Origin of the sequence: Enterococcus sp. DIV1368f, assembly GCF_051712245.1 — a bacterium.
Lineage (GTDB): Bacteria > Bacillota > Bacilli > Lactobacillales > Enterococcaceae > Enterococcus > Enterococcus faecalis.
This window is the reverse complement of the sequence record NZ_JBIOON010000001.1, coordinates 2,291,814-2,314,099: the sequence shown is the minus strand read 5'-3', so window position 1 is coordinate 2,314,099 and position 22,286 is coordinate 2,291,814. Positions and strand designations below refer to the sequence as shown.

Annotated in this window: 23 protein-coding genes; 21 read left to right on the top strand and 2 right to left on the bottom strand. The window is 37.5% G+C overall.

Translation table 11 applies throughout. The annotated features are described in order from the left end of the window. The first annotated feature begins 6 nt into the window (after positions 1-6). The 11 genes from tenA to dinB all read left to right on the top strand — a co-directional run bounded on the left by tenA (position 7) and on the right by dinB (position 8,531). A complete protein-coding gene (gene tenA, locus IGL07_RS11290; protein WP_010817617.1) occupies positions 7-669 on the top strand; it encodes a thiaminase II in 663 nt (220 codons plus the stop codon). Between the two features lie 175 nt (positions 670-844). Continuing rightward, positions 845-1,441, top strand: a complete 597-nt coding sequence (gene recR / locus IGL07_RS11285) for a recombination mediator RecR (RefSeq protein WP_002356363.1) — start codon at positions 845-847, stop codon at positions 1,439-1,441. 208 nt (positions 1,442-1,649) lie between these two features. After that, positions 1,650-2,288 carry a dTMP kinase gene (tmk, locus tag IGL07_RS11280; RefSeq protein ID WP_010817616.1) on the top strand — a complete coding sequence of 213 codons (639 nt, stop codon included), beginning with the start codon at positions 1,650-1,652 and terminating at the stop codon, positions 2,286-2,288. Positions 2,289-2,307: 19 nt separating this feature from the next. Then, the gene (locus IGL07_RS11275) at positions 2,308-2,637 is read left to right on the top strand and encodes a cyclic-di-AMP receptor (RefSeq protein WP_002356367.1); all 330 of its coding nucleotides are present in this window, start codon (positions 2,308-2,310) and stop codon (positions 2,635-2,637) included. Between the two features lies 1 nt (position 2,638). Further along, positions 2,639-3,589, top strand: coding sequence for a DNA polymerase III subunit delta' (gene holB, locus IGL07_RS11270; RefSeq protein WP_002404418.1), 951 nt, complete (start codon positions 2,639-2,641; stop codon positions 3,587-3,589). A 116-nt stretch (positions 3,590-3,705) separates the two neighbouring features. Next, on the top strand, positions 3,706-4,545 hold the full coding sequence (locus IGL07_RS11265; RefSeq protein WP_002356371.1) for a PSP1 domain-containing protein: 840 nt from the start codon (positions 3,706-3,708) through the stop codon (positions 4,543-4,545). Next, positions 4,538-4,885 carry a DNA replication initiation control protein YabA gene (locus tag IGL07_RS11260; protein ID WP_002356372.1) on the top strand — a complete coding sequence of 116 codons (348 nt, stop codon included), beginning with the start codon at positions 4,538-4,540 and terminating at the stop codon, positions 4,883-4,885. The genes IGL07_RS11265 and IGL07_RS11260 overlap by 8 nt, the downstream gene beginning before the upstream one ends. A gap of 111 nt (positions 4,886-4,996) precedes the next feature. Beyond that, a complete protein-coding gene (gene rsmI / locus IGL07_RS11255) occupies positions 4,997-5,869 on the top strand; it encodes a 16S rRNA (cytidine(1402)-2'-O)-methyltransferase (protein ID WP_002356373.1) in 873 nt (290 codons plus the stop codon). 13 nt (positions 5,870-5,882) lie between these two features. Then, complete coding sequence (locus IGL07_RS11250) at positions 5,883-6,545, top strand: ABC transporter ATP-binding protein (protein ID WP_010817615.1); 663 nt, start codon at positions 5,883-5,885, stop codon at positions 6,543-6,545. Continuing rightward, entirely contained in the window at positions 6,529-7,287 is a 759-nt protein-coding gene (locus tag IGL07_RS11245) for an ABC transporter permease (RefSeq protein ID WP_002356377.1), read from the top strand. Before IGL07_RS11250 ends, IGL07_RS11245 begins: the two co-directional genes overlap by 17 nt. Before the next feature lie 128 nt (positions 7,288-7,415). Next, positions 7,416-8,531 (top strand): DNA polymerase IV, encoded by a 1,116-nt coding sequence (dinB, locus tag IGL07_RS11240; protein WP_287045479.1) that lies wholly within the window; start codon positions 7,416-7,418, stop codon positions 8,529-8,531. Between the two features lie 44 nt (positions 8,532-8,575). Here dinB and nrdG read toward each other — a convergent pair whose 3' ends face one another. Together nrdG and nrdD are read right to left on the bottom strand one after the other, a co-directional pair. After that, on the bottom strand, positions 8,576-9,172 hold the full coding sequence (gene nrdG, locus IGL07_RS11235) for an anaerobic ribonucleoside-triphosphate reductase activating protein (RefSeq protein WP_010817614.1): 597 nt from the start codon (positions 9,170-9,172) through the stop codon (positions 8,576-8,578). 32 nt (positions 9,173-9,204) lie between these two features. After that, positions 9,205-11,388, bottom strand: coding sequence for an anaerobic ribonucleoside-triphosphate reductase (gene nrdD, locus IGL07_RS11230; protein WP_002385686.1), 2,184 nt, complete (start codon positions 11,386-11,388; stop codon positions 9,205-9,207). Between the two features lie 405 nt (positions 11,389-11,793). Between nrdD and IGL07_RS11225 the strand changes: the two genes are divergently transcribed. From IGL07_RS11225 to IGL07_RS11180, 10 genes are all read left to right on the top strand, one after another. Continuing rightward, positions 11,794-12,561 (top strand): ABC transporter ATP-binding protein, encoded by a 768-nt coding sequence (locus IGL07_RS11225; protein WP_002356382.1) that lies wholly within the window; start codon positions 11,794-11,796, stop codon positions 12,559-12,561. After that, entirely contained in the window at positions 12,551-14,647 is a 2,097-nt protein-coding gene (locus IGL07_RS11220; protein WP_010817613.1) for an ABC transporter permease, read from the top strand. Before IGL07_RS11225 ends, IGL07_RS11220 begins: the two co-directional genes overlap by 11 nt. A gap of 203 nt (positions 14,648-14,850) precedes the next feature. Next, positions 14,851-15,000, top strand: coding sequence for a teichoic acid D-Ala incorporation-associated protein DltX (locus tag IGL07_RS11215; RefSeq protein ID WP_002356384.1), 150 nt, complete (start codon positions 14,851-14,853; stop codon positions 14,998-15,000). A gap of 14 nt (positions 15,001-15,014) precedes the next feature. Then, positions 15,015-16,535, top strand: coding sequence for a D-alanine--poly(phosphoribitol) ligase subunit DltA (gene dltA, locus IGL07_RS11210; protein WP_002356385.1), 1,521 nt, complete (start codon positions 15,015-15,017; stop codon positions 16,533-16,535). Next, positions 16,532-17,737 (top strand): D-alanyl-lipoteichoic acid biosynthesis protein DltB, encoded by a 1,206-nt coding sequence (dltB, locus tag IGL07_RS11205; protein WP_002382500.1) that lies wholly within the window; start codon positions 16,532-16,534, stop codon positions 17,735-17,737. The genes dltA and dltB overlap by 4 nt, the downstream gene beginning before the upstream one ends. A 32-nt stretch (positions 17,738-17,769) precedes the next feature. Then, the gene (dltC, locus tag IGL07_RS11200; RefSeq protein ID WP_002356389.1) at positions 17,770-18,006 is read left to right on the top strand and encodes a D-alanine--poly(phosphoribitol) ligase subunit DltC; all 237 of its coding nucleotides are present in this window, start codon (positions 17,770-17,772) and stop codon (positions 18,004-18,006) included. Next, positions 18,006-19,280 carry a D-alanyl-lipoteichoic acid biosynthesis protein DltD gene (dltD, locus tag IGL07_RS11195; RefSeq protein ID WP_010817612.1) on the top strand — a complete coding sequence of 425 codons (1,275 nt, stop codon included), beginning with the start codon at positions 18,006-18,008 and terminating at the stop codon, positions 19,278-19,280. The genes dltC and dltD overlap by 1 nt, the downstream gene beginning before the upstream one ends. A 212-nt stretch (positions 19,281-19,492) precedes the next feature. Beyond that, positions 19,493-20,575 carry a M42 family metallopeptidase gene (locus IGL07_RS11190; RefSeq protein WP_002367214.1) on the top strand — a complete coding sequence of 361 codons (1,083 nt, stop codon included), beginning with the start codon at positions 19,493-19,495 and terminating at the stop codon, positions 20,573-20,575. 20 nt (positions 20,576-20,595) lie between these two features. Beyond that, positions 20,596-21,387: a DUF975 family protein gene (locus IGL07_RS11185; protein WP_002356392.1), complete on the top strand. Its 792-nt coding sequence runs from the start codon at positions 20,596-20,598 to the stop codon at positions 21,385-21,387. Between the two features lie 144 nt (positions 21,388-21,531). Further along, on the top strand, positions 21,532-22,272 hold the full coding sequence (locus IGL07_RS11180) for an MBL fold metallo-hydrolase (RefSeq protein ID WP_002356393.1): 741 nt from the start codon (positions 21,532-21,534) through the stop codon (positions 22,270-22,272). Positions 22,273-22,286 lie beyond the last annotated feature (14 nt).

Here is a 22,286-nt window from a genome sequence, read left to right as displayed (position 1 = left end):
AAACCTATGACATTTACAGAACAAGCCAAAGAACAAGCGCAAGCTTCTTGGCAAGGAAGTTTTCAGCATCCTTTTATCACAGAGTTACATGAAGGAACCTTGAGTCCAACGATTTTTCGCTACTATTTAATTCAAGATCATTACTATTTAAAACACTTTAGTCAGCTTTATCGCTTGATTGCGGCACAAACGAAACAACCTCGATTGAAAAAATTATTCTTAACAAATGCGGAAAATCTCGCGTTGGGCGAATTAGCTATTCGTGAAACTTTTTTTGAAGAACTAGCAATTACGGAAGAAGAAGTTGCAGCGACACCGATTGCACCAACCGCTTATCACTATGTTTCTCATATGTATCGCCAACTTATTGAAGGAACGCCTAAAACGGCCGCAGCAAGTATGTTGCCTTGTTCTTGGCTCTATCAAGAAATTGGTGCACAGTTAGTCAAACAACACTCACCAGAGCCACTGTACCAACGTTGGATTGAAACCTATGCTGGGGAGGAAGCGTACCAACACGTCCAAGAGGAACGCCAACTGTTAGACCAATTATATAAAGAAAGTTCACCACAAGAACAAGCAGCTATGATCACCGCTTTTGTTATCAGCAGTGAGATGGAATACGCTTTTTGGGAAATGGCCTATACACACGAAACCTGGGTTGGTTAATGCAAAAACAAGTCGTTTAGTGCTCGTAACTAACGACTTGTTTTTGTATTAGAAAGCAGTAATTGTCAGTTGCTTTTTTGACAGGGCGTGATAAGATATTCAGTGACGCAAAATCTGTTATAACTCGCTCAGTAATAACAGAAACGCCTTGCTAAGAAAGGACTGTAGAAGCCTCATGAATTATCCAGAACCGATTGCAAAATTGATTGAAAGTTATATGAAATTACCAGGAATTGGTCAAAAAACAGCGACACGGCTTGCTTTTTATACAATTGATATGAAAGAAGAAGATGCTAATGCTTTTGCAAAAGCGCTAATTAGTGTCAAGAGAGATCTCCATTTCTGTAGTATTTGCGGAAATATTACTGAAGAAGATCCTTGTGAAATTTGCCAAGATAAAAATCGTGACCGTAGTATTATTTTAGTAGTGGAAGAACCAAAAGACGTTATGGCAATGGAAAAAATGCGTGAATATCAAGGTTTGTATCACGTACTCCACGGGGTGCTTTCACCGATGGAAGGAACAGGACCAGAAGATATTAATATTGCCTCTTTGATCAAACGATTGCACGATGATGAAGTGAAAGAGGTCATTATTGCAACCAACGCTACCACTGAAGGAGAAGCGACGGCGATGTATTTATCACGGCTCATTAAACCAGCTGGAATCACCGTTACTCGTTTGGCACACGGCTTGTCTGTCGGCAGCGATATTGAATATGCAGACGAAATAACCTTGCTAAAAGCAGTCGAAGGACGTCGAGAAATTTAAAAGGAACATCATTGGAAAAAGAGGTTGAAATCGAAGTAGGTCGTTTCTGTGAGAAAATGTCGCAGTTCAAGCTTTTCAGTACTTCTTTTTCAGTTTCTTTTTTTCAGCGGATGCATCACTTTAAATAGGACGTAAGGATTTCAATTAGACTGATAGAGCAAGATGAAGTATAATAGATACAAGTAAAAATTGATTGGAGTTTTCGCACGTGCAGGGTATTTTTATCACATTTGAAGGTCCAGATGGCGCTGGCAAAACCAGTGTTTTGAAGGAAGTTGCTGAAAGATTAGCTAAAGAGTCAAAACGAAAAATTGTCACTACAAGAGAACCAGGCGGCATACCGATTGCCGAAAAGATTCGAACAGTTATTTTAGATCCAAGAAATGACAGAATGGATGAGCGAACAGAAGCTTTACTTTACGCAGCTGCTCGTCGTCAACATTTAGTGGAAAAAATCTTGCCAGCTTTGGAAGCGGGTCATTTAGTCCTATGTGATCGTTTTGTTGACAGCTCATTAGCCTACCAAGGCGCTGGGCGTAGAATTGGGATTGCCCCCATTGCTTCAATTAATGCGTTTGCGACAGAAGGTGTCTCACCAGATTTTACAATTTATTTAGACGTTGACTCAGATACTGGCTTACGGCGGATTCAAGAAAATCGAACACAGCAAATTGATCGCTTAGATTCAGAAGGATTAGAATTTCATCAACGTGTTCGTCATGAATATTTGAAATTAGCAGAAGAAAATCCACAACGTATCAAAAAGATTGATGCACGGATGAGTTTAGAACTTGTCGTAGAAGCAACGTATCAGGCGATTATTGAACGTTATCCAGAAAACTTTTAATTATAGGAAGGTGTAGACCATGAAGATTATTTTAGCCATTGTACAAGACAAAGATAGTAACCGATTAGCCAACGAATTTATTGATGCCAATATTCGTGCTACAAAATTATCCTCAACAGGTGGATTCTTAAAAGCGGGAAACAGCACATTTATTATTGGGATTGATGATGAACGTGTCGACGAAACATTAGCTTTAATTAAAGAAACATGTCAATCAAGAAAACAATATGTTTCAACACCTGTGACTTTAGATATCACAATGGATGGCCAAATTCCTTATCCTGTGGAAGTTGAAGTAGGCGGCGCTACTTGCTTCGTCTTACCAGTTGAAGGATTCCATCAATATTAAGATGAATGAAGCACAACAGCTACAGCAAATGCAACCTTTGCTGTACAAGCAACTCCAAAAAAGTTTTGAGCATGGTCGTCTTGCCCATGCTTATCTTTTTGAAGGAGATACAGGAACTGGAAAACAAGAATTTGGCTTATGGATGGCGAAACATGTCTTTTGTACGAATTTAGTAAATCAACAGCCTTGTAACGAATGCCATAATTGTGTGCGGATTAACGAAAATGAACATCCAGATGTTTTAAGAATTGCGCCAGATGGGCAAACCATCAAAGTGAACCAAATCCGTGAATTAAAAGCGGAGTTTTCTAAAAGTGGGGTCGAGACTGCTAAAAAAGTTTTCTTAATTCAAGAAGCAGATAAAATGAGTACCGGCGCAGCCAATAGTCTCTTAAAATTTTTAGAAGAACCAGAAGGACAAATTTTAGCTATTTTAGAAACCACTTCGCTTTCTCGAATTTTACCAACGATTCAATCACGATGCCAAACCTTACATTTTCAACCATTAGTCAAAAAAACATTAATTGATCGCTTAATCAAACAGGGGATTGGTGAAAAGACTGCAATCCTTTTAGCTGAGCTGACAAATAGTTTTGAGAAAGCAGTTGAAATCTCTCAAGATGAATGGTTTAATGAAGCTAGGGAAATCATTTTGCAATGGTTTAATTATCTGAAAAGTAATGATTTACAGGCATTTATCTACGTTCAGAAGAAAATGGTCAAAGTATTTAAGGAAAAAGAACAACAAGCGCTTAGCTTTGACTTGCTCATGGTTTATTACCGTCAATTATTGGAAGAAAGTGTTGCGACACAGCAAGCCAAAAAAGTAACGGAAGAGCAGGCGGAACGGTTGGCGCTAATTTTGAAAGCACGCCAAAAATGGACTGCCAATGTTAGTTGGCAAAATGTTTGTGAACAATTAGTTATCCAAATGATTCACCCTAAATCATAAAGGAAAAAAGTGCCAAGTGGCATTCAGTTTCATAATATAGTAGGAACTTAGTTGTTTCAGCAAGTTCCTTAACCGATTGAAGCGACGTTCACTTGAACTAGATTAGGAGGAATAAAATGGTAGAAGTAGTAGGAGTTCGCTTCCGTGAAGCCGGTCATATCTATTATTTTGCTCCTGGAAAATCTGAGTATATTTATAATGAGAAAGTACTCGTTGAATCTCAACAGTCAAAACAATTAGCTACTGTTGCTATTCCTAAAAAAACAGTCGATTCAGACGATTTACCAGAGGACCTAAAACCCATTTTAAATAAAGCAACAGCCAATGATTTAGAAAAAGAACAAAAAAATTTGGCTGATGCAGAAGCTGCCAAAAGCATTGCCAATGAAAAAATTCGAGCTCATGACTTAAAAATGAAATTAGTGCGAGTAGAATATACCTTCGATCGTAGCAAAATGATTTTTTACTTTACGGCAGATGGGCGAATTGATTTTCGTGAATTAGTCAAAGACTTAGCGGCTATTTTCCGGACGCGAATTGAGTTACGTCAAATTGGTGTCCGAGATGAAGCGAAAATATTAGGTGGCATTGGCCCTTGTGGCAGACAACTATGTTGCTCAACATTTCTAGGAGATTTTATGCCAGTTTCAATCAAAATGGCTAAAGATCAAGGGTTATCTTTAAATCCTGTCAAAATTTCGGGATTATGTGGCCGCTTAATGTGTTGTTTGAAATACGAAAACGACGAATATGAAGCCGCTAAAAAAGAATTACCAGATTATGGAAAAGAAGTAATAACACCAGATGGCAAAGGCAAAGTCGTCGGGTTAAATCTATTAAGTCGGATTGTCAAAGTTCGTCTGCATGGTCGTGAAATCGCAGCGGATTATGATTACGAAGAAATCAAAGAAGCTACTGCGAAAGTTGCTGCTGAAAAAGGTGATCAAAATGGATAAACGTTCGCTCTATGATGGATTAAATTCGTTGGAAACTGATTTAGACAGTTCCGTGACACAATTAAGAGAAATTAAAGCAGCACTCCATGAGTTGGTAGAAAAAAATACCACGTTGGAAATCGAAAACCAACGCTTACGCGAGCATCTCCAAGAACTGAATAAGTTAGCAGGAAATACAACTGAAACTGAAAAACAAGAGCTATCAAAATCACGTATGAATTTGGAAAAACTTTATGAAGAGGGCTTCCATGTCTGCAATATTTTATATGGTTCAAGACGTGAAAATGATGAAGAATGTGCCTTTTGTCTTGATGTTATTTATGGGGAACGTACGCGTTAAGTCTAGTGGACACTGCAAATAAAAAGGAAAGGTTTGGTTTGACAGTCAATCGATTGTCAAATCAAACCTTTATCTATTTATAGAACGAAAAAGGAAAATGAGGGATGCGCTATGCAAAAACAGAAAAGTTTTGATAAGCAAACAACAAAAGGAAAATTGTATCTTGTCCCAACACCGATCGGCAATTTAGAAGATATGAGTATTCGTTGTTTAAACATATTGAAAGAAGCAACGGTGATTGCTAGTGAGGACACAAGAAACACACAAAAATTGCTAAATCATTTTGAGATTACAACACCACAAATTAGTTTACACGAACATAATTACAAAGAGCGAATTCCTCAACTGATTACACGATTGCTGAGTGGTGAAACGATTGCCCAAGTTAGCGATGCAGGTATGCCTTCAATTAGTGATCCTGGCCATGAATTGGTTACAGCATGTCTCGAAGAAGAACTGGCAGTGATTGCCTTGCCAGGACCTACGGCAGGAATGACCGCCTTGATTGCCTCGGGCCTTTTACCACAGCCATTTACGTTTTATGGTTTTTTACCAAGAAAGAAAAAAGAACAGAAAGACGTGTTATCAGCATTAAAAGAAGAGCGGCCGACACAGATTTTTTATGAGTCCCCCTATCGGATTGCTAAAACGGTAGCAACGTTTGCTGAAGTCTATGGTCAAGAACGCCCCGCTGTGATTTGTCGAGAATTAACGAAACTTCATGAAGAGTATTTGCGTGGTACCTTAGGAGAACTAACAGAATATTTAGCAGAAAATACGCTAAAAGGCGAGTGTTGTTTATTAGTTAGCGGATTTACTGGTGAGAAAGAGACAATAGCAGCAATGCCAGCTATTTCCCTCAAGGAACATGTACAAGTTTTAATGGAGGAAGAGGGACGGAGTTCAAAAGAGGCAATCAAAGAAGTGGCCAAATTGAGAAATGTAAAAAAACAAGAAGTATATAAAGAATATCATTCCATTTAAAAAGGAGAGAAACATGAGTAATTTATTGCGAGCAGAAGGCGTGTCTTATCAAGTAAATGGTCGTAGCATTCTTTCTGATATTGATTTGTCATTTGAAACAGGCAGCAATACAACAATTGTTGGTCCTTCAGGTAGCGGGAAAAGTACATTTTTAAAAATTTTATCTTCATTATTAAGTCCTACAGAAGGCGAAATTTTTTATCAAGAAGCGCCAATTACTACAATGCCAATCGAAACATACCGCCAAAAGGTTTCTTATTGTTTTCAGCAGCCAACTTTATTTGGTGAAACCGTGTATGATAATTTGTTATTTCCATTTACCGTCAGACAAGAAGCGTTTAATCAGGAAAAAGTCGTGGCATTGCTCCAACAAGTGAAATTGCCTGCTGCTTATCTTGAAAAGAAAACAGCCGAACTCTCTGGTGGTGAGCGACAACGGGTTGCTTTGCTCCGGAACATTATTTTTGTACCAGATATTTTATTATTAGACGAAGTTACAACGGGATTAGATGAAGAAAGCAAACAAATTGTCAATCAATTGTTAAACCAATTAAACAAAGAGCAGGGAGTCACGCTGATTCGTGTCACGCATGATACCGAAGAAATTCAGCAAGCACAGCAAGTGATTCGTATTGTAGCAGGAAAGGTGGCGCCGACAGATGGATTTAGCAGTTAATAATTTGTCCTTATTTTTTTCAGCCATGCTAGTGGTGGTCGCATTAATTATTAGTACTAAAGAAAAATTAGGTTTTACCAAAGATATTATTATTAGTGTGATTCGAGCAGTCATTCAATTAGTCGCAGTCGGCTATTTATTAAAATATGTTTTTCAAGTCAATAACCTGATTTTAACGCTCATCATGGTTTTGGTGATTGTTTCCAACGCAGCCTTTAATGCAAAAAAACGCAGCCAGCAATTACAAAAGGGCTTTTTGATTTCTTTCATTGCAATTGGTTGTAGTACAGGAATTACCATTGGTATTTTGATTTTTTCTGGTTCTATTAAATTTATTCCTTCTCAAATCATTCCTATCAGTGGGATGATTGCCAGTAATTCGATGGTGGCAATTGGTTTATGCTATCGCAATTTAGATACTCTTTTTCAAAACCAACGGCAAGCGGTAATGGAGAAACTAGCATTAGGTGCAACTATCAAACTCGCCTCTTTACCAATTATCCAACAAAGTGTGAAAACCGGAATGGCACCGACGATTGATTCTGCCAAAACTGTCGGAATTGTTAGTTTGCCTGGGATGATGTCAGGCTTGATTTTTGCGGGCGTTGATCCGGTCCATGCGATAAAATATCAGATTATGGTGACTTTTATGTTGCTATCAGCAACAAGTATTGGTTCAGTGATTGCAACTTATCTTGCCTATAAAGGCTACTATAATCAACAAAAACAATTGGTTGTTTAATTAAAAAGCTGGAAATCTGTGTTTATAACTTCACGGATTTTCAGTTTTTTCTGGTTGAAATAAAGAAGTTTCAATTTGAAAAAGAACGGACGTTCGTATATAATAGAAGGAGGAGGCGAATCAAAATGATGAGCGAATTACGTTTTCCCTTAAAAAAAGATACGTCGAGAAAAATTATACATATAGATATGGACGCGTTTTTTGCTTCAGTTGAAGAACGAGATCATCCAGAGTTAGTAGGACATCCGTTAGTTATTGCGCGCCATCCAAGTGATACTGGGGGCAAAGGAGTGGTGACCACAGCGAATTATATTGCTCGACAGTACGGTATTCACTCGGCTATGAGTGCTCAAAAGGCGTATGAACTATGTCCAAGTGCCATTTTTAAGCCAGGTAATTATCAGAAATATAGTGAAATTTCTCAAGAAATCCGTGAAATTTTTCGCCGCTATACAGATGTGATTGAACCAGTATCTATTGACGAAGCGTATTTAGATGTAACTGAAAATAAGGTCAACAGTAAGTCGGCTATTAAAATTGCGAAAATGATTCAATATGATATTTGGCATGAATTGCAGTTAACTTGCTCGGCAGGTGTTAGTTACAATAAGTTTTTAGCCAAGTTAGCATCAGATTTCCAGAAACCAAAGGGCCTGACGGTTGTCTTACCAGAAGAGGCCGAAGATTTTTTGAAAGCATTACCGATTGAAGATTTCCACGGAATCGGCAAAAAAACAGTGCCTAAAATGCATGAACTAGGGATTTTTACTGGAGCAGATTTATACAAGCAAGATGAGATGACGTTGATTCGGTTATTCGGTAAAATGGGTTATTCATTGTATCGTAAAGTCCGCGGTATCCATGATGCGCCAGTTCAAGTGACTAGAGATCGTAAGTCGGTAGGGAAAGAACATACTTACGGCACCCCTTTAACGACGGAAGAGCAGGTTACGGCTCAATTGAGACAATTAGCAGCAGGAGTAGAGCGTGCATTGCAACGAGTGCAAAAGCATGGCAAAACAGTAGTCCTAAAAGTTCGTTATACTGACTATACGACGATTACGAAACGTGTGACATTACCTGAATATATTTCTAAAAAAGAAGAACTTTTCTATCAAGCAAATTTAATTTGGGAAGATGTTTTAGGTTTAGAACAAGGAATCCGTTTATTAGGCATTACCTTAACGAATTTAGATCCACTAGCGTATGAAAACATTGTTTTACCTTTATGGGAAAAAAGTTAGCCCTTTAGACACATCCTCAAGAGATGGCTAAAGGGCTAACTTTTTTAAATTGATTTTTTGATTTGTTCATACGACGTTTCGGCGTCATGACATTTTTCCCAAATAACAGCTTTGCCAGCAGCAAGTGATTTGGGTACATCAATAATCCGTTGATTACTGCTGCCACGAAATTGTAAATTTAAATTACGTTTTGCCAGTTCAAAGCGCCCATCAACTAAAATGTCAATTGAATGGAGTAGTTCAAGCTTATCAGGCGTTTCTAAAAGTAGTTCTTCAAAGGTATACCCTGACCAAGACCAGATATCTTTGGTTGAGCCAAATGTTTCCCGCACACGTTTGACTACACTAAGACAAACATCTGTATTCAGAAAAGGTTCACCACCCAAAAGAGTCAAACCTTGGACATAGTCATGGGACAAATCTTCAATAATTTGATTCATTAAAGATTCTGTAAACGGCGTTCCGTAATTGAAATTTTGGACAGCTTTGTTAAAACAACCTTCACAAGCAAAGAGACAGCCGCTCACATATAAACTATTGCGTACACCTTCGCCATCAACAAAGTTGAACGCTTTGTAATCGGCAATCTTTTTTTGGCTGTAGTCTTCGGTTTTCCATTCTTGTGGTTTCGGATTACGCATCAGCAAAACTTCTTTCTATAGAATAATCGAGTTTAATTTTTTAAATGTTTCACACGAGAGGAAATTTCTTTGTGACGACCGTGTACCATTGGGCGAGCTTGCGGGTTACCTAAATAACCACAAGTCCGTTTAACGACATCACAAGTCTTAGGATCATGATTGCCACATTCTGGACATTCAAAGCCACGTTCAGTTGGATGGAAGTCCCCTTCAAAACCACAGGCATAACAATGATCAATTGGCGTATTGGTTCCTAAATAGCCAACTTTGTCATAAGCGTAATCCCAGACAGCTTCAAGTGCTTTGGGATTTTGCTGTAACATGGGGTATTCACAGTAGTGGATAAAACCACCAGAACAGTATTTTGGATAATCCTTTTCAAAATCAAGTTTTTCAAAAGGCGTTGGATTTTTGCGTACATCATAATGGAAACTATTTGTGTAATATTCTTTATCTGTAATATTTTCGACAATGCCAAATTTTTCAGTATCTAAACGGCAAAAACGGTCAGTCAAGCTTTCGCTCGGTGTAGAGTAGACACTAAAATGATAGCCGTATTCGTTGCCCCAGTTGTCGGCATTTTTTTTCAGTTCTTTTAAAATATCCAGTGTAAAGTTTTTGGCCTCTTGATTGTCCTCCCAAGCACCGCCGTAAAAGGCAGAAGCCACTTCATACAAGCCAATATAGCCAAGTGAAACCGTGGCACGTTTGTTTTTAAACAGTTCATCTACGGCATCCTGTGTAGCTAAACGTTTTCCAAATGCACCATACATGTATAAAATCGGTGCATTCGCTGGTTTAGCTTCTTTAACACGTTCAACCCGATAAACCAAAGCATCTTTAACGATCGCCAAACGTTCATTTAAAATTTGCCAGAACTTTTCTTGACTTCCTTGCGCTTCTAAAGCGATTCTTGGTAAGTTCAAGGTCACAACGCCTAAATTCATTCGGCCAACATTTACTTCTTCACCTTGTTCGTCTTTCCAGCCTTGTAAAAAGGAACGACAGCCCATTGGTACCTTAAAACTACCTGTTAGTTCAACGATTTTATCATAGTTTAAAACATCAGGATACATGCGTTTTGTTGCGCATTCCAGTGCCAGTTGTTTAATATCGTAGTTTGGATCAGTAGGTTGCGCATTGACGCCTCGTTTAATTGTGAAAATCAGTTTTGGGAAAATAGCTGTTCGTTTTTCAATCCCTAAACCATTAATTCGGATTTGTAAAATCGCCCGTTGAATTTCTCGCTCAAACCAGTTGGTACCTAAACCAAATCCCAGAGAAGTAAAAGGGGTTTGTCCATTGGAAGTAAATAAAGTATTAATTTCATACTCAAGACTTTGCATGGCATCAAAAATATCTTTTTTCGTTTTCTTCCGAGCGAATGCTTTTTGGCGTTCTTCTCCTTCAATCCATTCTTGCGCATCTGCTAAATGTTTTTCATAATTACGTTCCGCAAAAGGCGCTAATAATTCATCAATCCGATCGGCAGAGCAACCACCATATTGACTGGAAGCTACATTGGCAATAATTTGAGAAATTTGTGCAGTGGCCGTTTGAATTGATTTTGGTGATTCGACATCAGCGTTCCCAATTTTAAAGCCATTGTTTAGCATGCCTTTAAAATCAATTAAACAGCAGTTTGTCATGGGCGTATATGGATGATAATCTAAATCGTGGTAATGAATGTCGCCTTTTTGATGGGCATTAGCCACATGTGAAGGCAACATCTTTAAACCAATTGATTTTCCAACAATCCCAGCGGTTAGATCACGTTGCGTATTAAAAACGTCACTGTCTTTGTTGGCATTTTCGTTCACGACAGTCTGATCTTTATTAATTAATTTGCCGATAGATACATTAATATCAGTCGCTTTACTACGCTCAAAATCACGTTGGGTTCTGTAATGAATGTATTCTTCGGCTAAGGCATATTCATTGTTGGATAGCAGAGTATGTTCCACAATATTTTGAATTTCATAAATTTTTACGTTATTGGTAAAACGTTCGGCAATTTCTCGATTGACATCGGCAACAATCGATTGGACTTTTTGATGTGTCAAAGGAGTGACTTGGTCATGTATTTTTTGTTCAGCTTTGATCAAAGCGTCGTATATTTTTTGATCATCGAAAGTCACTAAACGACCATCTCGTTTGACGACTTTAATTGTTGAGAGATTAACATCCTCGGCTTTTTCATCAGTAATCTTCATCATTTTATCCAGCTCCTTATATCTCGTTAGTAACTATCCTAATACAAAGGTCGGCTAAATTCAATCGATATATTGCGTATTTTTAGTAAAATATCACTAGACAAACACTATATATTGTGCTTGTGCTGTTTTGAAAAAATATGAAAACAAATGAAGAAAAGGATTGAGCAAATTTTTTTTCGTGAAAAAAATTCTTTGTCCAAATTAAAAAACAGCAAAGAGTTTTTTGCCAAATTGCTAAAAGCAACACTAAAAAATAACAATTATTAAATAATAATTGTTTGCAGATTTATTCACGAAATGCCAATTATTCTTTGACTACCGAACGATATTGTAAGATAAAACGATGTTCATTCAGATTTTTTCTTGGTAAAATAAGAGTAATAACAAAACGTTGGAGCGAGAAAAATGAAAAAAATTGTAGAAGTAAATCATGTCAGCAAGACATATGGTCGTTTAAATAATAAAACAGAAGTATTAGATAATATTTCGTTTACCGTTGATGAAGGCGAATTTGTGGGGATTATGGGTCCCAGTGGTGCTGGTAAATCGACACTGTTGAATGTCTTATCCTCGATTATTTTGCCAACCGCAGGAATCGTGCGCATTGCCGGACAAGACATTTTAAAAATGCGAGATAATCAATTAAGTGATTTTCGGAGAAACGAAATGGGGTTTATTTTTCAATCGTTTAACCTAATTGATACGTTAAATGTGAAGGACAATATTCTGTTGCCTTTAGCTGTAGAAAAAGTTTCATTAGAAGAAATGGATAAACGTTTGTTACATGTGACTTCGATTTTGGGGATTCAGGAGCTTTTATCTGCTTATCCACCAGAGATATCTGTGGGACAAAAACAACGGGTAGCAGCTGCTCGTGCTTTGATTACGAACCCTAAAATTATTTTTGCAGATGAACCAACTGGCTCGCTGGATTCAAAATCAGCAACAGAATTGTTGAAATATTTAGCTGAAATTAATCTACATGATGATGCCACAATTTTGATGGTGACACATGACCCGTACACGGCTAGTTTTTGCAATCGCATCTTATTCATTAAAGACGGTGCGATTTTCTCAGAAGTTGTTCGTCAAGGATCACGTAAGGAATTTTTTAATCGTGTGATAGATATGCAAGCAACGATTGGTGGAGGCGGGCGCGCAAATGATTTTTAAACTATCATTAAAAAATTTAAAAGCTCATGTACCTAACTATCTGGTTTATTACATTAGTATGACTTTTGCAGCGGTCGTTTATTATTGTTTCCGTGCGATTGCTTACAACCAGCCTCTTGTCGCAGGTGCAGGCCGTGATATCGAAATTAAGCGATCTTTAGGACTCGGTAGTACCTTAGTCACCATTATTATTTTAGGCTTTATGTTGGCAGCAAATCGCTTTTTTATTGGCAAACGTAGCCAAGAAATTGGCTTGTATCGATTAATTGGTTTGAGAAAGAGCCAAGTTTCACTAATTTTTTTAGTGGAAAATTTAGTTTTAGGCTTTGTTTCACTAATTAATGGGATTATTCTAGGAGTGATTTTTACCAAGTTGTTTTCAATGATTTTAGCCAAAGTTATGTTTTTAGAAGTGCCCAGTTTCTTCTATATTTCTTGGCGTTCCGTTATTGAAACCGGTGTAGCTTTTGCATTTATGATTTTGATTGTCTGCTTAAGAAGTATTTGGATGATTTATCGTTATCCATTGTCGCAGCTTATGCACCAAGAAAAAATTGGTCAAATTAATTATAGTCGTTTAACGAAACGGCGGCAGTTTCTAGGTATTTTAGGTCCTATTTGTTTACTGGCCGGTTATTTTATCGCGTTTGATTTTCGTAATTTAGCGACAGGTATTGTGTATAAACAATTAAATGATTCATTGGATATCTCGATTCCAATGATTATTACGTTGACGCCTTTTATCATTTTGGGTCTCTGTGTGGTGGGAACGTATTTATTTTTCCGTTATACCATGTATTTTATCATTCGCTTATTTAATCATAGAAAAAAATGGTATTACCAAGATTTACGCATGATTACTTTAGGCAATGCCAAACGCTACTTATTTAAAAGTAGCAAAACACTCACTGGTTTGACCTTGTTAATTGCGACGGCCTTGAGTGGGATCGGCGTGATGGTTTTTGTGTATACGATTAGTATGCACACGGTCAACAGTGATGGCCCCGTGGACTTTTTAGTTTCACAGGAAAGCTATCCTAAATTGAAGAAAGTTCTCGATGAAGCGAAGGACACCAAAATAAAAAATGAAGTGACACTTTCTTATAAAATTACTGGAATTGAACGCAGTTTGCGAATTGGTCAAGCGCAAGAGGAACAAGAAACGATTGAAGCAGTTAATGTTTTATCCTTCTCAAATTACCGCAACTATCAAAAAATTAATCCTTATTTAAACGATTTACATTTAAAAAATGACCAAAGTGTTATCTACATGGATAGCTTTACCAATATTTTAAGTGGTATGTCTCGTTATGAATCGAAACTGCAATTTGTTGAAGGGGAGAAGGCACAATTACAACAAGTGCTGCCTAACTATCTAGGCAATTTTTTATTGCAATATTCCTTACCAACGATTGTCATTTCCGATGCCCTTTATCAGAAAGTGACAAAAAATTCCATTCAGTATCAGATTAACGCCGTAAATGTTGACACGAAAAGCCGTGAAAAACTTTATGAAGCCGTAAATAAACAGATTGCCACAGAATGGCAAGCGCCAATTTTGTATAAGTATGAAAAAAATAACCAACAGTTGAGTGGTTTTGCTAAACAAATGCCTAACGAAGAGGCAAAGAATACACAAGATGATGTCACCGAAACTTGGCGGCTAAATATGAATGATCGCTACGCTTCTTTACGCTATGAACGAAAAATTAACGGCTTGACTTTATATGTCTCCATGTTTGTGGCAATTTTAGCGTTGTTTATTACGGGCAGTATTTTGATGTTACGACAACTGTTTTCAGCTGTAAGTGAGCGTCAAGATTACGTGACTTTAAAACGGATGGGTGTTTCTAGTAAAGCGATAACTAAGCAAATTTATCGACAGAATAGTTTGATTTTCTTTCCGCCGATGGTCATTGGGATTTTGCATACTACCTTTGCCATTTATTTGTTAAGCCAATTTATTAAGAGTCCAGGATATTTGTTAGTATATCTTTCTTGTGGAATCTTAATAATTGTTTATCTAATTTTTTATATTTTAACGTCTGCCATTTATGCGCGGATGATTCGACACATCCATTTTTAAAAAACTGTAAAAGCCGTTGTGAAGCGGTTTTTACAGTTTCTTTATGCGAAAAAATTATGAGAGTTCCGTTTATGAAAATCATGAAAATTTAAGAAGTGACGAAATTGTTAGTTTTTTTATTAAATTGTAAGAAATTTCAATGGACTTTGCTGAAATATAGCATAAAATAATGGATAGCGATTAACCTTAGGAGGTGAATGATAATGAAAACAACTTTTCAGAAAATTCTCAATAACGAAAGTCTTAAATTCATCGGTAAAACGTTATTTTATTCTTTCATTGTCATTGCATTAATTTATCTTTATCATTACAAGAATATCAATGGAGGAACCTTCATTTATAACGAGTTTTAAGGAGGCGGCTATATATGGAAAAAGTAATTAATATGATTCAAACGATTGATGAATGGGCACGTAAAGAACCCCAACGTCCTGTTTATTTAACCGAAGAAAAAGTCTCTACGTATGGAGAGTTAAAAGAAAAGTCAGACAATCTAGCCGCTTATTTAGCTGAGCTGAAAACGGACAAGTCAGCGATTGTCGTATACGGAGAATTAGATTTTGAAATGATTGTGAGTTTTCTAGGCGCATCGAAAGCTGGTTTTAGCTATATCCCCATTGATGCACATACACCAAAAGAACGCATTGAACTAATTCTAAACGTAGCCAAACCAACCGCAGTGATTGCTGTGCATGAATGGCCTGAGTTAGCCACTGAAGTGCCAGTAATTACGGCGGAAGAATTAACGGAAATGATGATGCATGCACCCCGGCATGCGCCTGCGTTGATGCCTGTCACAGGAGCAAGTAATTACTATATCATTTTCACTTCAGGGACAACTGGCGTACCAAAGGGTGTGCAAATCAGCCATGATAATTTAGTTAGCTTTACGAATTGGTTGTTGCAAGATTTTGGTTTAGAAGAAGGGGCCCGCTTTTTAGCACAGGCACCTTATTCGTTTGATTTATCGGTGATGTCTATTTATCCCGCATTGGCGTTAGGCGGCTCATTAACTCCGTTACCCAATGAAATCATTAACGATTTTAAACAATTATTTACGCGTTTGCCACAATTAACAATCGACGTCTGGGTTTCAACACCGTCCTTTATTGAATTGTGTCTAATGGAACCAAGTTTCGATGGTGAACATCTACCAGCACTGCGCACGTTTTTATTCTGTGGAGAAGAATTACCAAAACCAACAGCTGAGAAATTAGCCGCTCGTTTCCCAACTGCGCATATTTATAATACGTATGGGCCGACAGAAGCGACTGTAGCGATTAGTGCCATTGAAATCACTCAAGAAGTTTTAAAAAGTGTCCAACGTTTACCAATCGGGTATGTGAAAGAGGATACGCAAATTTATATTATGGAAGGCATGTCAAAATTACCTGCAGGTGAAATTGGTGAAATCGTCATTGCTGGACCAAGTGTTTCCAAAGGCTATCTAAATAATCCTGCGAAAACAGCTGAAGCTTTTTTCCAATTAGATGGCGTACCAGCTTATCGCACAGGCGATGCTGGAAAGTTAGTCGATAACCTATTGCAGTATGAGGGACGCTTAGATTTTCAAATTAAATTGCATGGCTACCGCATTGAGTTAGAAGAAGTAGATCATCACTTAACGAATGTTTCCTACGTGAAACAAGCAGTCGTTGTGCCGAAATATCAAGGAAATAAAGTCCAACAATTAATTGCCTATGTCGTTCCGCAAGCACATGAATTTTCAAGTGATTTTCAATTAACTAAGGCAATTAAACAAGAATTAGCCACGTTGACAATGGACTATATGATTCCGCAAAAATTTGTATATGTTGAACAATTACCTTTGACAAGTAATGGCAAAATTGATCGGAAAGGGTTGATGAATGAGGTGAATGCCACATGATGAATTTTCCTCATATGATTCCCTATAATGCACCGTATTACTTTGTTCTGCTAATTGCGGCCTTGTTGCCGATGATTTTAACTTTAGCCATTAAAGGGACACGTTGGCCTTGGTACCAAACACTCGTGACACTGGTCTTTCTATATATCAGTTTTGGTGGCGAATTTTGGCAACAAGGAGTCGCTCTGATTGTATATGTTATTTATCAAACGTTACTAACGTGGGGCTATGCGGCTTATCGAAAAAATAAAAATGCAGGTTGGGTCTTTTATCTGGCTGTCTTTTTAGCTATATTACCGCTTGTTTGGGTGAAAGTTTCTCCATTCATGACAGGCAAAACAACCTTACTTGGCTTTTTAGGGATTTCTTATTTAACCTTTAAAGCGGTCCAAGTGGTCATGGATTTACGGGATGGCGTAATGAAGGAATATCATCCGTTTCGTTACATTCAGTTTCTCTTGTTTTTCCCGACTATTTCTTCAGGACCCATCGATCGTTATCGGCGCTTTGAAAAAGATTTGAAAAACCCGCCGAGTGCGGAGAAATATTTAGACTTTTTAGAAAAAGGAATTTTTTATTTATTTCTAGGGTTTTTATATAAGTTTATTATCAGTCATTATCTTGGTGGTGTCTTTTTACCACATGTGGAAAAAATGGCCTTGGCACAAGGTGGTTTATCTTGGTGGACAGTCGGCTATATGTATAATTACAGTTTGTATCTATTCTTTGATTTCGCAGGCTATAGTTTACTGGCCGTTGGCACAAGTTATTTAATGGGCTATGATACACCAATGAACTTTAACAAACCGTTCCTAAGTTGGAATATTAAAGAATTCTGGAATCGTTGGCACATGACCTTATCTTTTTGGTTCCGTGATTACATTTACATGCGCTTAATGTTTTTCTTAATGAAAAAGAAAGTCTTTAAAAGTCGGATCGTGACTTCTAATATTGGTTACTTTGCGTTGTTCTTAATTATGGGCATTTGGCATGGATTAACGTGGTTCTACATCGCTTATGGGCTCTACCATGCAACACTAATTTGTGTAACAGATGCTTGGCTACGTTTTAAGAAAAAACATAAAGACAAGATACCATCAAACAAATTTACACATGCATTTGCAGTCTTTTTAACTTTCCAAGCGGTTTGTGTCAGCTTCCTGATTTTCTCAGGATTTTTAGACAAACTATGGTTTAAATAAACAAAAATAAAAATATAAAGGGGCAATTTACAATGAACATTCAAGAAACAGTATTAAACATTTTAGAAGATATTACAGGAACAGACGAAGTTGTGAACAATCAAGACATTCAATTATTTGAAGAAGGATTATTGGACTCTTTAGCAACGGTTCAATTATTAGTAGAAATTGAAGGACAACTAGGAATCCAAGTTCCTGTATCAGACTTTGACCGTGAAGTATGGGGAACACCAAAACAAATCATTCAACAAGTGGAAGCTTTACAATAATGTCTAGAAAAAAACGACTAATCAGAATCTTAGGTCCAGTGCTTTGTTCAGCGGTCTTGGTTGCAGTGTTCTTTTTTGCACCGTTCAGAATCAATTTAACTTCCGAAAAAACGTTGAAGGAAGCATCAACGTCAATGGCACCGAACGTTTTAAAAGGCAATGTGATTAAAAACAAAGCAGTGGCTTCTGGTAAATATGTTCCTTTTTTTGGCTCTTCTGAATTAAGTCGATTTAGTGCTTTCCACCCTAGTGTGCTCTCTGAAAAGTATCAACGGAACTATCGACCGTTTTTACTAGGAGAAGCGGGCACACAGTCATTAACCCAAGCAATGGTCATTCATTCGATGGGCGATGCGATTGCCAATAAGAAAGCGGTCTTTATTTTATCTCCGCAATGGTTTGTCAAAAAGGGTGTACCTAATGATAGTTTTGGTGCACACTATTCACAATTACAAACCTATCAATGGTTAGCTAATTTAACCGAATTAACCAGCGGTGACCAATATCTAGCACAACGTTTGATCAAATTTCCAGTTGTTCAAAAAGACAAAGTCTTAATGGAAACCTTGGCAAATCTGCAGGCAGGGCAACTTCCCCAACGCTCTCAACGAGATTATTTTATAATGAATCTCCGTTTCTTGAATCGTGAAGATGAATTGTTTAGCCAAATTGGCATGGTTAGCAGAGAACCAATTGTTGAAAAAGATATGAAACAATTACCTGCTACGTATAATTTTAATGAATTAGATCAGCTAGCTGGAAAAATTGCGGCAAAAGCCATTAATAATAATAAGTTTGAAATTAGTAACGGTTTTTATCGCCAACGGATTAAACCAGTTTTACCGAAATTAGCTCATTCACAAAAGAAATGGGATTATCGTTTTTCTCCAGAATATGGTGATTTCCAAGCTGCGTTGGAACAGTTAGCAGAAAAAAATGTCGATGTTTTATTTGTAATCCCACCTGTTAACAAACGTTGGTCGGACTATACGGGCTTGTCACAAGATATGTTGCAACAAGTAGCACGCAAGCTGAAATATCAACTTCAAGAGCAAGGCTTTACTAACATTGCTGACTTCTCAACATGTAGTAATGAACGCTACTTTATGGCGGACACGATTCATTTAGGTTGGCGTGGTTGGCTCGCTGTTGATCGTCAAGTAGATGAATTTATGAAACAACCTGCGCCTAAAAAGTTAGCGTATCAAATTGATGATCGTTTTTATCAGACAGATTGGCAACAACAAAATCCATTGGTCTTACCTCAATTTTAAGAAGGCAAGATGGATCAAGTACCAATTATCTGAAGCGGACTAGAAACGCTTCGTAACAATGAAAATAGCCTGTACCTGCCGTTGAATAACGAGCGTGCAGGCTGTTTTTTCGTTTATTTTTAGTGGAGAACGTTGCTCAATTTATTTTTTGTAAGTATTTTTTTAGTTCGTGGTATAATGGATAAAATTGGTTTTTGAGGGGAGTTATTTTTATGGATGCAAAAGAAGAAAAAATGTTAATTGATTTAACAAGTGCTAAAGGGATTGCTGGGAATGAAGACGAAGTACGTTCGTTATTTAAAAAGTATGCAGCACCGTATGCGGATAAGTTTTTATATGATGGCCTTGGCAGTATTATTGCAAAAAATGTTGGTGATAAAGAAGGACCAAAAGTCTACATTTCTGGGCATATGGATGAAGTCGGTTTCATGGTTACCCAAATCACAGAAAAAGGCTTTTTAAAATTTCAAACCGTTGGCGGTTGGTGGGGGCAAGTGATGTTGGCCCAACAAGTTCAGATTAAAACCACGACTGGTAAGGTTTACCATGGTGTCATTGGGTCTAAACCACCGCATGTGTTAACAGCGGAAGTTCGTAACAAACCCTATGAGATTGCAGATATGTTTATTGATATTGGTGCAAGTAGCGATCAACAAGTTGCAGAATGGGGGATTCATCCAGGGGATATGGTGACACCATATATTGACTATCGTCGCATGAATGATACAAAATTTTTATTGGCAAAAGCGTGGGATAACCGAATTGGTACGGCCGTTTCATTAAAAGTTTTAGAAAATTTAGCGACAGAAGGGCACCCCAATATTTTATTTGCAGGCAGTGATGTGCAAGAAGAAGTTGGGCTACGCGGTGCACAAACAAGTACGCATCTTGTGAATCCAGACATAGCGTTTGCTTTAGACACAGGAACAGCTGGTGACACACCAGGAATGACACCTAAAGAAGCCGACTCTGTTTTAGGTGAAGGCCCACAAATTTTGATTTATGATGCATCGATGATTCCGCATAAAAAATTACGTGATTTTGTTATTCAAGTGGCGGAAGAAAATAACATTCCCTTCCAATATACAGTGATTACAGGGGGAGGTACGGATGCTGGCCGCATGCATTTAACGCGCAACGGGATTCCATCATTAGCCATCACGGTGCCTGTTAGATATCTGCATTCACATACCTCAGTTATTCATGAAGATGATTATTTCAACACAGTCAAATTAGTCACAGAAGTGGTGAAACGTCTAGATAAAGAAACAGTCGCTAAATTGACTAGTTATTAGTTTCAGAAAGGATGGAATGAATGAAAAGTTTAGTAACAAATTCGCAACATCGTGCCAATGCTCGCAGAGCCCTTGATGGGCAATGGGGAATCATGGCTTGGTTAACTTTCTTAGGAGTGGTTTTACAGAGCTTCTTAACATCGATTGTACAAAATTTATTTTCTGGTGAAAATCAAGTTTTTCAAAGTAGTTTTGCCGCAGTATTACTGCAAATTTTTGTTTTATTCGCGTTAAGTTATGCGCTATATTACGCAGCCTTGAAGGTGTTGCGTGGTGAAAAGGTGCGGGTCAATATTTTAATGAGTGTTTTTCAAGGAAAATATTATGGTCCGCTATTTGTGGTCAACCTACTTCAAAAAGTACTTGAACGTGTAATTGGTTTGTTATTTTTGTTACCAATTCTATTTGGGGCAGGGACAACCTTGTATTTCAAATTGATGTTTAATACAGTTACACCAGAGGAAATCCAAGCCTTTTTCTTAAATGATTTTTCCTTTTTCCTAGCGTTTGGCGTCGCCTCTATCTTAATCTTTTTAATTGGTTTATTTGTGAGTGGCGTTTTTCAATTTGCTGTGTGGCTACGTTTTGATAATCCAGAACTGCCAATTATGATGGCGTTGAAACAGGCGTTATACTTAATGAAAAATCGTTTTTGGCAATATTTATGTTTACAATTTTCTTTTATTGGTTGGTATATTGTGGGCTTTTTAGCTATTGGTATCGGTCTATTATGGGTGATTCCTTATAACTATGTAGCGTTAGCTAGTTTTTATCAAACTGCCTTAGAAGAAAAAGGTTTAGCCGAAGAATAAAATAGAAGCTTGAATCCTTCGTCATCTCGACAAAGGGTTCAGGTTTTTTCTTTGGTATTTTGTGAAAATTTAAGCGTTTTAACCTCGTTTTTCCGTTATTTTATGGTAACATGGAAGTATCGTATTGAAGGAGGTTGTCCACACATGAAATTGACTGTCTTAGGCTGTTTAGGTGCTTATCCATACAAAGGAGAAGGAACGAGTTCCTATTTGTTAGAATCTGAAGGCTTTCATTTGCTTATTGATGCAGGCAGTACGACATTAGTGCGTTTAGAAAACTATCTAGATCCATTGAAATTAGATGCTGTCATTCTGTCGCATTATCACCATGACCATATCGCAGATTTAGGCGTTTTACAATATTATCGTCAGCTTTATCCAACGCTGGAACCGACTCCTATTTTGCCAATATATGGCCATACACAAGATCAAATGCATTTCAAAGAACTAACGCTTCCTAACGTTTCCGAAGGGAAAGAGTATTTTGAAGCAGAAGAGTTGGCAGTAGGACCATTTTTAATTACTTTCATGGAAACGATTCATCCTGTCACTTGTTACGCGATGCGGATTGTTGAAAAAGCGACCGGCAAAGTCTTTGTCTTTACAGGAGACTCTGGTTACTTAGCAAGTTTTGAAGACTTTGCAAAAGACGCGGATTTATTCTTAGCGGATACGTACTTATTTGAAGGTAATGAACGACATCATGCACACTTTACGTCAAGAGAAGCGGGTGAGATTGCCAAAGCAGCACAAGTCAAACAATTGATGTTGACCCATTTACCACAACATGGGTCATTGGAACAACTACGTGAAGAAGCGCAAAACTATGCTGGAACGGAAATTCCAGTGACATTAGCCCAACCAGATTTAACAGTTGAGATTTAAAAAAGTAACTATAC

Coding starts and splice junctions, on each gene's coding strand:
- tenA (WP_010817617.1), top strand. CDS start 7: ATGACATTTACAGAACAAGCCAAAGAACAAGCGCAAGCTTCTTGGCAA.
- recR (WP_002356363.1), top strand. CDS start 845: ATGAATTATCCAGAACCGATTGCAAAATTGATTGAAAGTTATATGAAA.
- IGL07_RS11275 (WP_002356367.1), top strand. CDS start 2,308: ATGAAGATTATTTTAGCCATTGTACAAGACAAAGATAGTAACCGATTA.
- holB (WP_002404418.1), top strand. CDS start 2,639: ATGAATGAAGCACAACAGCTACAGCAAATGCAACCTTTGCTGTACAAG.
- IGL07_RS11265 (WP_002356371.1), top strand. CDS start 3,706: ATGGTAGAAGTAGTAGGAGTTCGCTTCCGTGAAGCCGGTCATATCTAT.
- IGL07_RS11260 (WP_002356372.1), top strand. CDS start 4,538: ATGGATAAACGTTCGCTCTATGATGGATTAAATTCGTTGGAAACTGAT.
- rsmI (WP_002356373.1), top strand. CDS start 4,997: ATGCAAAAACAGAAAAGTTTTGATAAGCAAACAACAAAAGGAAAATTG.
- IGL07_RS11250 (WP_010817615.1), top strand. CDS start 5,883: ATGAGTAATTTATTGCGAGCAGAAGGCGTGTCTTATCAAGTAAATGGT.
- IGL07_RS11245 (WP_002356377.1), top strand. CDS start 6,529: ATGGATTTAGCAGTTAATAATTTGTCCTTATTTTTTTCAGCCATGCTA.
- dinB (WP_287045479.1), top strand. CDS start 7,416: ATGAGCGAATTACGTTTTCCCTTAAAAAAAGATACGTCGAGAAAAATT.
- nrdG (WP_010817614.1), bottom strand. CDS start 9,172: ATGCGTAATCCGAAACCACAAGAATGGAAAACCGAAGACTACAGCCAA.
- nrdD (WP_002385686.1), bottom strand. CDS start 11,388: ATGATGAAGATTACTGATGAAAAAGCCGAGGATGTTAATCTCTCAACA.
- IGL07_RS11225 (WP_002356382.1), top strand. CDS start 11,794: ATGAAAAAAATTGTAGAAGTAAATCATGTCAGCAAGACATATGGTCGT.
- IGL07_RS11220 (WP_010817613.1), top strand. CDS start 12,551: ATGATTTTTAAACTATCATTAAAAAATTTAAAAGCTCATGTACCTAAC.
- IGL07_RS11215 (WP_002356384.1), top strand. CDS start 14,851: ATGAAAACAACTTTTCAGAAAATTCTCAATAACGAAAGTCTTAAATTC.
- dltA (WP_002356385.1), top strand. CDS start 15,015: ATGGAAAAAGTAATTAATATGATTCAAACGATTGATGAATGGGCACGT.
- dltB (WP_002382500.1), top strand. CDS start 16,532: ATGATGAATTTTCCTCATATGATTCCCTATAATGCACCGTATTACTTT.
- dltC (WP_002356389.1), top strand. CDS start 17,770: ATGAACATTCAAGAAACAGTATTAAACATTTTAGAAGATATTACAGGA.
- dltD (WP_010817612.1), top strand. CDS start 18,006: ATGTCTAGAAAAAAACGACTAATCAGAATCTTAGGTCCAGTGCTTTGT.
- IGL07_RS11190 (WP_002367214.1), top strand. CDS start 19,493: ATGGATGCAAAAGAAGAAAAAATGTTAATTGATTTAACAAGTGCTAAA.
- IGL07_RS11185 (WP_002356392.1), top strand. CDS start 20,596: ATGAAAAGTTTAGTAACAAATTCGCAACATCGTGCCAATGCTCGCAGA.
- IGL07_RS11180 (WP_002356393.1), top strand. CDS start 21,532: ATGAAATTGACTGTCTTAGGCTGTTTAGGTGCTTATCCATACAAAGGA.